Genomic DNA, 12,578 nt, shown 5'->3' with positions numbered 1-12,578 from the left:
ACTTCGGATCGCGGCGGGAACGCATCACCCAGCCCTACACCGCGATGTTCAAACTCTGACCCAGGACGCACGCGGTTCTCCGCCGCGTGCGCCGCACATGGTGCGAGCCCTGCGGTACGCCCGTGGCCCGTGGCGTCGGCGCGCCGTCCTGAGAGTACGCACCACCCCGACCGGGGGCGGACGGGAACCCGACACTCCGGCCCTGTAGCCTCACCGGCAATGGCCGGAAGGGCATGTGACGAGTCGTCACTGATGGGCGGGTGCGGGGTGGGCAGGCGATAGACTCTGCGCGTGGATGACAAACATCTGTTTGAGTCCGTCTGTGCGGTGCTCTCCCACCGGGGGTTCGAGCCGGCACCGTCGCAGGCGGCCGGGCTCTTCGCCCGGCTGCGTCCGGGGGGCGGCCTGGTGCTGGGGTGGCGCCCGGGCCAGGACTTGATCGGACCGACCCTCCACGCCTGCCCGCATCCCGCCGACGCCGCCGGGCGCACCGAGTTCCGCGGCATCCGCGGTGCGCTGATGCTGGCCCTGGCGGAGGTCCTCGGCTCCGCGGGCTTCACCGTCACCGCCCTCGGAGCCGACCTGCTCGTCACCGCCGGCCCGCATGATCCTGGCGATGCCCCGGCCCTCACGGCCGCCGCCACCTGCCCTGCACCGCGGCGCAGCCGATCGGCGTGTCAGGTCGCCGTCGCGTAGCGCCCGGCCGTGCAGCAGGCGCAAGGCTCGTGGCCGCCATGGCCGCTGCCCCGGGCCCGTGGGCGCCGCGGAGACCGTGTCCTATTCTGGTGGGCATGTCGAACCCTGACGGGCTGCTCGTCGACATCGCCGCGATGGTCGAGTCCGAGCACAGCAATCAAATGTCCCTGACCGTGGTGGTCCCCGGCGCCGTGATCACCGGCAGGCTCGCGCCGGTGACCCTGTGGTTGGATCGGGTGGCGGAGGTCCTCCAGGCCTCGGAGCACCTGAAGCCCTTCGCCGCTCTCTTCGCCCCGCCCGCCGACGGCCCGCCCGCACAGCCCACCCACCTGCATCTCCACCGGGCGAAGATCCTGCAGGGCGACTTCGGGCTCCCCCACACCGGCGGCATGTACCGCATCGCCATCGAGGACGTCAGCAGCTGGACGGTCGGGGACCTCAGCTACTCCGATTCCTGAGAACCACCGCAGGCCCAAGTGGCCGCCTGGCTTGGCGCCCCACGTCCCCGCAACAAGGAGTCGCCGAGCCTTGAGTGGGGTGTCGTGACGGCTGGTCCGGGTGTCGGGGTGGACCGCTGACGGCGCTGGCCGCAGAGGCGAAGGGCACAGCGGGCGGAAGGCACCGGCGTCCCGGGCGGTGCCGCCCATCTCCGAGCGGACCATCCCGAGCACCCGGCCGGCGGCGTCCAGCCCGGCCGCGCCCTCCGGCCGCCACGTCTTGTGCCGCGCCGCGGTGCTGCCGTACGGGGCGACGGCCGGAGCGTGCGGCGCGAGGCCGTCCCCCGGTCCGGCCCCTGCGGCGCAGCCGTGCGGCTGGAAGGAGCTGTGGGCCAGGTTGCCGGTCCGGTCAGGTGTCCGTGGTGGGCTCCTGGCGGTGTTGGGTGCGGCGGAGTTGTTCGTTGATGCGCAGGGCTTCTTCGAGTTGGTCTTCGAGGATGACGATGCGGCAGGCGGCTTCGATGGGGGTGCCCTGGTCGACGAGGTCGCGGGCGCGCATGGCGATGCGCAGTTGGTAGCGGGAGTAGCGGCGGTGGCCGCCTTCGGAGCGTAGGGGGGTGATGAGGCGGTGTTCGCCGAGGGCCCGGAGGAAGCCGGGGGTGGTGCCGGTCATCTCGGCGGCGCGGCCCATGGTGTAGGCGGGGTAGTCGTCGTCGTCGAGCTTGTCGGGTGTGTCGGGGCTGGCCGTTGTAGTCACTGCACCTCTCTGGTTCTCGAGGAGAACGCGTCGAGGGGCCCCGGGGCCGTGTCGGCTCCGGGGCCCCGAAGGGGAACAACACCATCTACCGGCCTGGGCCGGTCCTTCTCGTTCCGCACTGCCCCGGGAGAGGGGTGTGCGGGGATCGCGTATGCGTGACCGGAAACCACCGTCCTTGCGTTGGGGTCTGCGGTGTCCGCCCGGGCGAGTGTTCACGGGCCGGGCGATCCTGATGGCGCTTGCGCCCTCCGTTCATCCTCTGTACTGAACTGTCACTTTCGTACTGCTGGTACCGCACTCACTGAACTGCGTACTGCTGGATACCGCTGGTGGCGGCCCCTGATACCTGCGGGCCGCCCGGTCCGACAGCCAGCCCCGTCGCCGTCCTGCACCTGCCTGGCTTCGGAACTCCACTGCCGGACCGAACCGCGAACTTCTGTCCAACAACCCCGGCCGGTCAGTGTCTGGCCGGTATCGCCGACTGCTGCCTACGAGAGAAACGTTAGACCCACCCACGGGCAATGTCTACTCTGGCGCTCACAGATTTTGCGGCGCCCGCGAGTGAGGTAGCCTTCCGCTGCGCGGCGGCGGCAACCCCCGAGCCGCCGCCGCGCGCCCGAAGAAACGAGTGACACCCCGCATGGAGGCGGCAGTGGAACACCTGGTGCCCACAGCACCAGAGACAGCCCGCAACGGACAGGCGGACCTGATCGAAGCGATCACCGAGGCCGTGCGCGACGGCGACAACCGAACCGTCCGCCGGCTGCTGGCCCGCTTCGCCGAACTGGCCACCATCACCGACCTGTACGCCTTGCGCGACGCCCTCGACACCGCCCGCCCATCTGGTGCCCACGGGTAGCGGTGACTCCTGCCGGAACGCACCAGCGGACCTGCCCGACCAGGGCGTTCAGATCGATCTTGCGCCTGGCGTCGTGGTGCGCAGCGCACTCGCCCTGAGTGGTCGGGGCCAGGGGAGCCGATGCCCGTCCAGTAGGCGAGCTCCAGCACCGTGCCGGTGCCCGCCAGTGCCCCGTACGGCTGGACGGAGCGCACCTTCCGAGGCTGATGTCGCGGCGCACCACTGTGGCGCCGGACTTGAACCGGGTACTCGGCGGGGCGGTAGCGGTCCTGCGTCGTCGGCCTGCGCGCAGAGGCCGACGACGGTGGTGCCGCCCTGGTCAAGCCGCGGCGGTGAGGTCGGCGCGGCCGAACAGGAGCGCGTAGCCGCGGGGCAGGTGGGCGAGGATTCGGTCGGTGAGCCGGTACCGGGTCATGGCGGTGGCCTTCCGGGGCGGGGCCGGCCAGGCGGGGGCGGCGGCGCGGACGGGTTCAGGGGCGGTGGCCGGGCTCGGGCCGACCGAACAGGAGGTCGTGGCCGGGCGGCAGCTGGAGCAGGACGCGCTCGGTGAGGTCGTCTCCGGCGGCGTCGGCCACGGTGGACAGGACGGCACCGATGTCCCACAGGGCGGTGGTCTCGGTGGCGCCCTCGATCCAGGCCGCGGTCGCGCGCGCGAACCGCTCGGGGCTGAGTGGCTCGGCAGCCTGCTGCGGGTTGAGCAGGATCAGGGCGAGGGTCTCGGGCAGGTGGGCCGCCAGTTCGGCCCGCACATGGCCGACCAGGTGGGCGCCGAGCAGGGCCAGGACGACACGCGCCACCCGCTCGGCCTCCTGGGGCGTGTCGTATTCGCCGCGCTCCCGGACCTCCTCCAGGAACGCCTCCCATCGAAGAGTCACCGCGGTTCTCCCTCCATCCCGAGGAGCCGGTGCGAACGGTGCCCGGTCAGAGTTCGACGGCCAGGCGCCGGTACAGGCCGGTGAGTTTGAGCAGCCGGACCACGGAGCGGCCGGCCCCTCGCAGGATGAGGCGTCCACCGCACCGGTCGGCCTGGTTGCGGGCCCGGACGAGGGCGCTCAGGCCCGCGCAGTCCATGAACGTCACCTCCGACAGGTCGAGCACGACCTCGCGGTGCGACTCGAGCGCGGCGGCCAGAGCACGGCGCAGGTAGGGGGCGGTGTCGAGGTCGATCTCGCCGCCGGCCCTCACCACGAAGGGCACCTGGACCTGATTGCGCATGATGGTCTCTCGCTGTCGGCCCGTGGTGTACGAACCGCGGGGCCGGGTGGGTCCGGCCGGGGGTGGCCGTCCCGTAGGGCCCGGGGGTTGGCGGTGCGGGACGGCGGTCCGGGGGGCGGGTCAGGCCTGGATCTGCTTGCGGTCGCCGCTGTGGCTGATGGCGATCTTGCGGGGCTTGGCCCTTTCGGCGACCGGGATCTTCAGGGTCAGCACGCCGGCGTCGTAGTCGGCGGTGATCCCGGCGGGGTCGAGGGTGTCGGAGAGCATGACCTGGCGCGAGAACACGCCGAGCGGGCGCTCGGACAGCTCCCACTTCACATTGTCGCCCTCGTGGCGGGGGCGGCGTTCGGCCTTGACGGTCAGCATGTTCCGTTCGACGTCGATGTCGATCGCCTGCGGGTCCACCCCGGGCAGGTCGAAGCAGATCACGTACTCGTCGCCGACACGGCAGGCGTCCAGCGGCATCGGGGCCGGCCGGGACCAGGTGCCGTTCGTGCCCAGGAACTGCTGGGTCAACCGGTCCAGCTCGCGGAACGGGTCAGTGCGCATCAGCATCGCGAAACACCTCCACTGATCGATGGGGAGCCAGTGCGCTTCACCTAAAACCGTTCTAGCATGTCATCTATCCGATGACAAACCCATGAGTCATCAAAGAAGTGACATCAATGGGCAGACGGCCCGACCCGCCGGCCACCGGAGGCAGCCCGCCCACAGGACCGGCGTCCTTCCTCGCCGCCGCCGCGCTCGCCGCCATCGACGACGCCGTCCGCACCGCCCAGAACACCAGCCCGGCCGCCCGGCCCGGTGCCGGTACACCGGACGAGGGAGCGGAGCCCGCGCTGGCCGCGCCGGTGCTGCTGCGCGAGCTGCGCACCGCGCTCGCCGGCTGGGAAGCGGGCCTGGTCGATGCCGCCCGCGCCGGCGGCGCCACCTGGGCCGAACTCGCCCAGCCCATGGGCGTCGCCAGCCGCCAGGCCGCCGAGAACCGCTACCTGCGCCTGCGCCCCACCGACAGCACCGAGGCGGAGACCGGAGCCGAGCGGGTCAAAGCGGTGCGCGACCGGCGGGCCGCCGAGCGCGCCGTCACCGCCTGGGCCCCTGACCACGCGGCCGACCTGCGCGTGCTGGCCTCCCAGGTCACCGCCGCGCCCGGCCTCACCCCGGGCCCGTCCCGCGCTGACCGCGCTCACCACCGCCCTCGGCGCCCCCGACCCGGCCGATCTGATAGCGCCCCTGGCGGCGATGCGACCCCCACCCCGGCGCCGCCCACCCCGACCTCGCCGCCCGCCTCGACGACCTCACCCACCACACCGACCGCATCCGCCATGACAGCGACCAACGACACACCTGACGCCACCGCCGAGGAGCGCCGGCAGCACATCGAAGACCGGCTCGCCGCCATCGAATGCCGCATCCGCGAGCACAGCAGCGACGCCATCGCCACCATCGACACCTGCCTGTGGCCAGAGTCGACGCCCTCCGCCACGACCTGGCCCCCGCAGGCCTTCCCCGCGCCCGCAGGCCCTCCGGCCATCCCGCCGCAACCGGCGCGAGCCCGCCTGAGAGCCTGCCCGCAACGGCCAGGACGGCCACTGATCCCGTTCCGCGCGCATGAAAGGGCGAATATCGGTAAAACGGGTGGCGAAGGGGCTGCGCCGCCTGGGGGACGACTGGAGGAACCGATGAGCGATCTGCCGGACACGGCGCAGGAAGTGGCCGGCAAGGCGGAGGAGAAGTCCGGTGACCTGACCGGTGACGAGGAACTCAAGGGCGAGGGCCAGGCCGACCAGGTCGAGTCGAAGCTCAGGCAGACCGCGGACGACGTCAGGGACGCCGCACAAGGCGCCGCGGACCGGGTGAAAGGCGCCCTGAAGCGCAACGACTGACCAAGGGAGGCAGCGGCATGGCCCTGTTCCTGTTCATCCTGCTCATCGCCGTGGTGTTCGGCTTCCTCGGCGCCCTCGTGAAGGGCCTGCTGTGGCTGCTCGTCATCGGTGCCGTGCTGTTCGTCGCAGCCCTGGTGCTCGGCGGCGTGCGCCTGGGCCGCGGGCGAGGCGCACGCAGATAGGCGGGCCCCGGGGCGCACCGTCCGCACCGTCCGCACCGTCCGCACCGAGTAAGGATCGCGCCCGAAGCGTCGGTGAAAGGGGACGGTGAGGCGTAGCCCGGCTCGTCGGGTTCAGCTGGCCGTGGCCCAGTGGGTGGTTCGCGCGTGCAGAGGGGAGACGACGGAGGCGTAGCAGTTTCTGGGCAGGTCGGTGACCCAGTCGAAGGTGTCGAGGGTGATGCCGTGCTTCGCCGCGGCATGGAGGATGTCGGCGAGCAGCGCGGTCGCGGCAGCGCGGTCCTGCTCGGTGCCCTCGTCCGGGCGGCGCTCGGCGACGGCGTTGACGCGGTCGGCCAGGTCACGGCGCCTGGCCATGGCGCGGTAGCACGTGCTGGGCAAGTCGGTGACCCAGTCGAAGACATCGAGGGTGATGCCGTGCTGGGCGGCGGCGTGGAGCATGTCGGCCAGCAGGGTGGTCGCGGCGGCGCGGTCCTGCTCGGTGCCCTCGTCGAGGCGGCGCTCGGCGACGGCATTGACGCGGTCGGCCAGGGTGCGGTTCTTACGGTCGGTGTACTGGTACACGCTTCTGTCTCCTTGGTCGGTCGGGTGGCCGGCTTCCGTGTCTGGCAGCCGAAGCGGGTGATGGCGGCGGTGCAACAGGGGCGTGGATGCCGAGGCGGGCTCTGCGCGCGTCCCGCCGGGGCCGGGCTCGGCTCCGGCGGGACGCCCGGTTCGATGCGACTCGTGTGCAGCGCCTCAGACCCTTCCCTGCGGCGTGCGCCGGGCAGGGACGGCCGAACACGATGCGGGGTGCGGCCGGCCGGCTCGTCGGGCGTCCGGCGGGCCGCACCCCGGCGGGGGTTACAGGGTGTGGGTGAGGTGGTCGGTCAGGAGGCGGGTGAAGCGGGCCGGGTCGGGCAGGTCGCCGCCTTCGGCGAGCAGGGCGCTGCCGTGGACGAGTTCGGCGATGTCGGTGAGGGCCGGGTCGTCGGGCTTTGTCTGGTGGGCCTGGTGGAGGGCGCTGATGAGCGGGTGGGTGGGGTTGAGTTCGAGGATGCGCTTGACCGGGGGGAGGTCCTGGCCCATGGCCCGGTACATCTTCTCCAGGGTGGGGGTCAGGTCGTGGGCGTCGCCGACCAGGCACGCCGCGGAGGTGGTCAGGCGGGTGGAGAGGCGGACCTGCTTGACGTGCTCGGCCAGGGTGGTCTCAAGCCAGGCGAGGAGGGCGGCGAAGTCCTGTTCGCGCCGGGCCTTCTCCGCCTTCGCCTCGTCGCTGACGTCGGCGTCGTGGTCGAGGTCGAGGTCGACCTGGCCCTTGGCGATGGACTGGAAGCGGTGGCCGTCGAAGGTGGGGATCTGGTCGGTCCAGACCTCGTCGACGGGGTCGGTGAGGATCAGGACCTCGTAGCCCTTGGCGGTGAAGGCCTCCATGTGCGGGGAGTTCTCCACCATCTGGCGGTTCTCGCCAGTCAGGTAGTAGATGGTGTCCTGGCCGTCCTTCATCCGCGCGACGTACTCGCGCAGCGTGGTCGGCTTCTCCGCATCGTTGGTCGAGGCGGCGCTGACCAGTTCCAACAGCGCCTCGGTGTTGTCGCGGTCCTCGATCAGGCCCTCCTTGAGGACCCGGCCGAACTGCTCCCACAGCTTGAGGTAGGTCTCGGTGTTGGTGGCCTGCGTGCTCTTGAGGGCGGCGAGGACCTTCTTGACGAGGCGCCGGCGTACCGCGGTGATCTGGCGGTCGTGCTGCAGGATCTCGCGGGAGACGTTCAACGACAGGTCGTGGGCGTCCACGACACCCTTGACGAACCGCAGGTAGTTCGGCATCAGCGCGTCGCAGTCGTCCATGATGAACACACGCTTGACGTACAGCTGCACACCCCGCTTGGTGTCGCGGGAGAACAGGTCGAACGGGGCCTGGGCGGGGATGAACAGCAGCGCCTCGTACTCGAAGGTGCCCTCGGCGCGCATGTGGATCGTCTCGGCCGGGTCCTGCCAGTCGTGGCTGATCTGCCGGTAGAACTCGTTGTACTCGGCCTCGGTCACCTCACTGCGCGGGCGGGCCCACAGCGCCTTCATCGAGTTCAGCGTCTCCGGAGCGCCTGCGGCCCCGTCCACGGCCTCGTCCGCGGCCTCGTCCGCGGCACCGGATTCGGCGTCCGCGCTGACGGGTTCGGCGGCCATGCGGATGGGCCAGCGGATGAAGTCCGAGTACTGCTTGACGATCTGGCGGATCTTCCACCCGGCGAGGTAGTCGCCGAGCCCGTCCTCGCCGTCCGCCGGCTTGAGGTGCAGCGTGACCGAGGTGCCCATCGGCAGGTCGTCGGCCTGCGCGATGGTGTAGGTGCCCTCACCGTCGGACTCCCACACGGTGCCCTGCTCGGTGCCGGCGCGGCGGGTGCGCAGGGTGACCTTGTCGGCGACCATGAACGCCGAGTAGAAGCCGACCCCGAACTGACCGATCAGGCTCTGCGCCGCGTCCGCGTCCTTGGCCTCCTTGATCTTGGCCAGCAGGCCGGCGGTGCCGGACTTGGCGATGGTGCCGATCAGGTCGACGACGTCCTCGCGGGTCATGCCGATGCCGTTGTCCCGCACCGTCAGGGTGCGGGCCTGCCGGTCGACTTCCAGGGTGATGTGCAGGTCGGAGGTGTCGGCCGCGAGGTCGGTGTCGGTGAGGGATTCCAGGCGGAGCTTGTCGAGGGCGTCGGAGGCGTTGGAGATCAGCTCGCGCAGGAAGATGTCCTTGTTCGAGTAGATCGAGTGGATCACCAGCTGCAGCAGCTGGCGGGTCTCCGCCTGGAACTCCAGCGTCTGGGTCGGACTGGCCACGGGAGGCGTCTCCTTCGAGTGGTGGAAAGGGTTCGGATGGGGTCGAGCTGCCGGGGCCGGCCGGTGTGCTGCGTGGCCGGCCCCGGGGGTGTTCAGATGTGGCTGAGGGGCTGGTAGGGCTGCTCGGGGCGGGTGCGGCCGGGGCGGGTGGTGCCGTAGCAGGACAGGAAGAGCTTCCAGCCGTCGCGGCACTCCAGCGTCGCGCCGTACCGGACGGCGGGCGGGTCCGGGAGCGTGCTGTACCGGTCGACGGGCACGATCCCGCCGGTCGACGCGCACGATCCCGCCGGCCGGGGCGTCGGCCGCGATGGCGGCGGCGACCAGGGCCTGCTCGACGAGGGCCACCGGAACCGACGAGCCCGTCAGGTCCGGCGCCTCCACACTCTCGGCGCCGTCACCGTCGCCGGTGGTGATGGTGGGGGCGGGACTGCTGGTGCCGGTGATGGTCCACCACACCTGTCCGCCGCCCTCCAGGGCCACGGTCAGTCCGTAGGGGCTGTCGTCGTCATGCTTGCCGGCACCGGCAATGCCCGGTATGTCCAGGGCACGCTCGATGAGCAGCTGCTGCAGGTCGGCTGGAGTCATGGGAGTCGGCTGGGGTCGGGGACGGCGCGGCCGTCACGGTCCGGAAGATACGGGCGGTCTGCACGCCGAGAACCGTCAGGCGTCAACTCGCGCCCCGCGTGCCGGGGCAGGCGCCTCGTGCAGGCTTACGGCGGTAAACCGGTCCACAGCGTGCGGGTCGCGGACCGGCAGGGGCGTGACTCGGGTTGGTCACGGGCCGGCTGGGGGTGTGCGGCGCTGCCGGTCGCTGTCGGCGCGCAGTTGGTCGGCCCGGGCGGTGAGCTGATCGAGGCGGTCTGCGATCTTCGGGTGGTCCGACTCCAGGAGGGGCCGGGTCTCGGCGAGCGGGGCGAGTAGACGGGCGGGGTCGTTGTTGCCGAGCGCGTCCAGGAGGCGTTCTATGGCGGGGGCCGCTTGCGTGCTGAGGCCGTCCAGGGCGCCGATCTGGCCGGCGAGGCGGCGCAGGTCGGCGGCGTTGTCGCGGGCCCAGGTGGTCACCGCGCGGTCGGCGGCGCGCTGGTCGCGCGTGGCCTGGACGCGTTGCTCGCCGGTGCTGCCCGCCCCGGTGCCTGCGTCCGCGTTGGGACGCAGACGCAGATAGCGGCGCTCGGCGGCCTGGCGGCTCTGGACTCCCAGCGGTTCTGCGAGGTCGGCCCAGGTGGCGCCGGCATCGCGTGCGGTCTCGATCAGGCCGGTCTCCCAGCCGGCGAGTTCCTCGCGCAGGTGGCGCAGCAGCAGGAGTGCGGAAAGGGCCTGTTGCGGATCGGCCTGGCCTGCGTCGTCCTGGGGTGCGTGGCGGGCGGTGCGGGCGACGGCGTCCATCATGCCCAGCGCGGCGGCGGCGGCCAGGAACGAGGCCGGCCCCACCCCGGGTGCGCCGGTGTCCTGCGTCTCCATGTCGTCACTCTTTCGCTGACTGGGTGTTTGTCATCGTCTGGATGACATGCTACAACGGGTCGTGTCGCGCCGCACCGGTGCGAACCACCCGAAGCCCTTCTGGACCGGAGGTGTCCGACGATGTCCGTGCGCACTGCGGTGACCCACCAGGCGCCCCCCAGGCCCTGGGCCCAGCCGGCCCCGATCCCGATGGACGCCTGGCGCGAGGACGACCGCTTCGTGATCGCGCTCGACCTGCCCGGCATCCCGCTGGAGGGGATCGAGGTCCAAGCACTGGGCCGGATGGTCACCGTGAAGGCCGAACGCCGGTCCACCCCGCGCGGCGAGGGCGTGCGCACCCAGCACGCCGAACGGGCCCACGGGGTCTTCGAGCGCCGCATCCGGCTGGCCGACAGCCTCGACCCGGGCCGCATCGCGGCCCACCTGCAGGACGGCGTCCTGACCATCACCGTCCCCATCGCCTCGGCCTCCCGGCGCCGCAAGATCACCGTCCAGACCGGCGCGGCCGACCAGTCGCCCGACACGATCGGCCAGGCCGTTCCCGCGGCGGGGTGAGCCCGGCGAGGCCGGCACCCCACCACCAAGGGTTCCGCACCGGCCGCAGGCCATGGCGTCGGCAGGACCCGATCCGGCCGCCAACCCACGGACTGCCGGGCGATCGGCGCACCGACCGCCACCCGCAACCGCGCCGCTGGGCCCACCGCCCGTTCGCGCGGGGCACCTGGTGCCGATGGCCCGACCTCTGAAGGTCACCTGTTCACCAGTACGCCTGATCATCCGTCCTCTCAGCCGTTCAGCGACATGCGCCAGCACTCCCTGAGAAGGTGACATGCCCAGACGGATGTGTCTCGAAGTTGCCCGTTGATTCGACGAGGAGATGCTCGACGATGTTGATGCGCACCGACCCCATCCGCGAGCTGGACCGGATCACCCAGCAGGTGTTCGGAACAACCGGCACGTGGTCGCGCCCGTCCGCGATGCCGATGGACGCCTGGCGCGACGGCGACACGTTCTACGTCCAGTTCGACCTGCCGGGCATCAGCCCGGACGCGATCGACCTGGACGTCGAGCAGAACGTGCTGACCGTCAAGGCCGAGCGCCGACCCACGGAACGCGGCGACAACGCCGAGATCCAGCTCTCCGAACGCCCGCTCGGGGTCTTCTCCCGGCAGCTGTTCCTCGGCGATGCCCTCGACACCGACCGCATCACCGCCGCCTACGAGGCCGGCGTGCTCACCCTCACCATCCCGGTCGCCGAGACTGCCAAGCCCCGCAAGATCCAGATCAGCGGCGGCAACGACCGCACGGAACTCCGGGCCTAACCCCCTCCGGGCCCGGTGCCCCAGAGGAAACGGTGCCGCACGGGCGGAACAGTCCCCGGCCGCCCGCGTGGTACCCGACCGAGAACCTGCGCCAGCTGCGCAGGCCCCGAACTCCAGGCCCGACCTTGGCCCTCGGGCCTGGAACCCGAGGAAAGGGGCGGGTGCCGCGCGGAACAACGGGCTTCCCCCCCGATGCCGCCGCGCGGCACCCCGGTCGGCCGTGAGCTGTACGCCATGGCCGCGCAGACCGTCCGAGCCGCGGACAGAGAGTTCTCCCGGGCCCCGCCTTCCACTTACTCGCCGCCCCGCTGGCCGGGCCGACCGGCCGCCCACCGACAGGCCGGACGAAGCCAACTACCGGCCCAGCCTCGGGCGGCGGACACCTGGGCCCCGCTCGTATCCCTTGACCGCGCCCGCCTGCAATGCTGCCCGGCCGCGCAGACCCCACCAAGGCAGCCGCCTGGCAGCACCGCCGCCCACGGGCCGGGCGGAGGCTCGTCCCCTGCTCAGCGCAGCACGTCCGACCGATCCGCGGTGACACGGTAGCGGCTGGAACTGTCCATCCCCTGTAATCGTGGAGTCTTCCGCTATGCGGCCTTGGCCTCCTGATGGGCCTTGGCTCGTGCCTTGCTGATGATCCGTTCGAACTCCACGGGCGGTAGGGCGCCGGCCGCGCTGTGCCGGCGTCGGGTGTTGTAGAAGCCGGTGATCCAGGTCGCGATCTTGATTCGGGCCTCGGCCCGGGTCGCGAAGCGGCGCCGGTGGAGGTACTCGACCTTGATCGTGGAGTGGAAGCTCTCGGCTGCAGCGTTGTCCAGCGCTGACCCGACCCGCCCCATGGACTGGACGACGCCGAGTCGATCGCACAGCTCGTTGTAAGCCGCACCGCTGTATTCGCTGCCACGGTCCGAGTGGAAGATCACGCCGTCCACCTGGCCACCGCGGGTGGCCGCGGCCA

16 protein-coding genes are annotated in these 12,578 nt (G+C 71.6%); 7 read left to right on the top strand and 9 right to left on the bottom strand.

The annotated features are described in order from the left end of the window. The first annotated feature begins 291 nt into the window (after positions 1 to 291). A complete protein-coding gene (locus AB0D10_RS45080) occupies positions 292 to 696 on the top strand; it encodes a hypothetical protein (RefSeq protein WP_360268569.1) in 405 nt (134 codons plus the stop codon). Between the two features lie 95 nt (positions 697 to 791). Then, complete coding sequence (locus AB0D10_RS45075) at positions 792 to 1,154, top strand: hypothetical protein (RefSeq protein ID WP_360268566.1); 363 nt, start codon at positions 792 to 794, stop codon at positions 1,152 to 1,154. Between the two features lie 388 nt (positions 1,155 to 1,542). Here the strand turns inward: AB0D10_RS45075 and AB0D10_RS45070 are convergent, their stop codons facing one another. Further along, positions 1,543 to 1,824, bottom strand: coding sequence for a MerR family transcriptional regulator (locus AB0D10_RS45070; protein ID WP_360268571.1), 282 nt, complete (start codon positions 1,822 to 1,824; stop codon positions 1,543 to 1,545). 730 nt (positions 1,825 to 2,554) lie between these two features. Between AB0D10_RS45070 and AB0D10_RS45065 the strand changes: the two genes are divergently transcribed. Further along, positions 2,555 to 2,749: a hypothetical protein gene (locus tag AB0D10_RS45065; protein WP_360268563.1), complete on the top strand. Its 195-nt coding sequence runs from the start codon at positions 2,555 to 2,557 to the stop codon at positions 2,747 to 2,749. 470 nt (positions 2,750 to 3,219) lie between these two features. Here AB0D10_RS45065 and AB0D10_RS45060 read toward each other — a convergent pair whose 3' ends face one another. The 3 genes from AB0D10_RS45060 to AB0D10_RS45050 all read right to left on the bottom strand — a co-directional run bounded on the left by AB0D10_RS45060 (position 3,220) and on the right by AB0D10_RS45050 (position 4,519). After that, the gene (locus AB0D10_RS45060; RefSeq protein WP_360268560.1) at positions 3,220 to 3,624 is read right to left on the bottom strand and encodes a DUF2267 domain-containing protein; all 405 of its coding nucleotides are present in this window, start codon (positions 3,622 to 3,624) and stop codon (positions 3,220 to 3,222) included. Between the two features lie 46 nt (positions 3,625 to 3,670). After that, a complete protein-coding gene (locus AB0D10_RS45055; RefSeq protein WP_360268557.1) occupies positions 3,671 to 3,964 on the bottom strand; it encodes an STAS domain-containing protein in 294 nt (97 codons plus the stop codon). Between the two features lie 120 nt (positions 3,965 to 4,084). Then, entirely contained in the window at positions 4,085 to 4,519 is a 435-nt protein-coding gene (locus tag AB0D10_RS45050; RefSeq protein ID WP_360268554.1) for an Hsp20/alpha crystallin family protein, read from the bottom strand. A 110-nt stretch (positions 4,520 to 4,629) separates the two neighbouring features. On the opposite strand from AB0D10_RS45050, the gene AB0D10_RS45045 reads away from it, so the two are divergent. Both AB0D10_RS45045 and AB0D10_RS45040 read left to right on the top strand, forming a co-directional pair. Further along, on the top strand, positions 4,630 to 5,850 hold the full coding sequence (locus AB0D10_RS45045; protein WP_360268552.1) for a CsbD family protein: 1,221 nt from the start codon (positions 4,630 to 4,632) through the stop codon (positions 5,848 to 5,850). Between the two features lie 17 nt (positions 5,851 to 5,867). Further along, positions 5,868 to 6,032 carry a hypothetical protein gene (locus AB0D10_RS45040; protein WP_280682209.1) on the top strand — a complete coding sequence of 55 codons (165 nt, stop codon included), beginning with the start codon at positions 5,868 to 5,870 and terminating at the stop codon, positions 6,030 to 6,032. Between the two features lie 111 nt (positions 6,033 to 6,143). On the opposite strand, the gene AB0D10_RS45035 is transcribed toward AB0D10_RS45040, so the two are convergent. The 4 genes from AB0D10_RS45035 to AB0D10_RS45020 all read right to left on the bottom strand — a co-directional run bounded on the left by AB0D10_RS45035 (position 6,144) and on the right by AB0D10_RS45020 (position 10,298). Continuing rightward, positions 6,144 to 6,593 carry a hypothetical protein gene (locus AB0D10_RS45035; RefSeq protein WP_360268549.1) on the bottom strand — a complete coding sequence of 150 codons (450 nt, stop codon included), beginning with the start codon at positions 6,591 to 6,593 and terminating at the stop codon, positions 6,144 to 6,146. 279 nt (positions 6,594 to 6,872) lie between these two features. Further along, the gene (htpG, locus tag AB0D10_RS45030) at positions 6,873 to 8,837 is read right to left on the bottom strand and encodes a molecular chaperone HtpG (protein ID WP_360268546.1); all 1,965 of its coding nucleotides are present in this window, start codon (positions 8,835 to 8,837) and stop codon (positions 6,873 to 6,875) included. Positions 8,838 to 8,929: 92 nt separating this feature from the next. After that, positions 8,930 to 9,094, bottom strand: coding sequence for a hypothetical protein (locus AB0D10_RS45025; protein WP_360268543.1), 165 nt, complete (start codon positions 9,092 to 9,094; stop codon positions 8,930 to 8,932). 517 nt (positions 9,095 to 9,611) lie between these two features. Next, complete coding sequence (locus AB0D10_RS45020; protein WP_360268541.1) at positions 9,612 to 10,298, bottom strand: type III effector protein; 687 nt, start codon at positions 10,296 to 10,298, stop codon at positions 9,612 to 9,614. Between the two features lie 120 nt (positions 10,299 to 10,418). Between AB0D10_RS45020 and AB0D10_RS45015 the strand changes: the two genes are divergently transcribed. Both AB0D10_RS45015 and AB0D10_RS45010 read left to right on the top strand, forming a co-directional pair. After that, entirely contained in the window at positions 10,419 to 10,853 is a 435-nt protein-coding gene (locus AB0D10_RS45015) for an Hsp20/alpha crystallin family protein (RefSeq protein WP_360268538.1), read from the top strand. A gap of 332 nt (positions 10,854 to 11,185) precedes the next feature. Then, positions 11,186 to 11,620 (top strand): HSP20 family small heat-shock protein, encoded by a 435-nt coding sequence (locus tag AB0D10_RS45010; protein ID WP_360268535.1) that lies wholly within the window; start codon positions 11,186 to 11,188, stop codon positions 11,618 to 11,620. 587 nt (positions 11,621 to 12,207) lie between these two features. Here AB0D10_RS45010 and AB0D10_RS45005 read toward each other — a convergent pair. After that, positions 12,208 to 12,578, bottom strand: a 371-nt coding sequence (locus AB0D10_RS45005; RefSeq protein WP_360268532.1) for an integrase core domain-containing protein, incomplete at its 5' end; no start/stop codon positions are given.

Source organism: Kitasatospora sp. NPDC048545 (assembly GCF_040651155.1).
Taxonomy (GTDB): Bacteria; Actinomycetota; Actinomycetes; order Streptomycetales; family Streptomycetaceae; genus Kitasatospora.
This window is presented reverse-complemented; position numbering and strand designations above follow the sequence as displayed.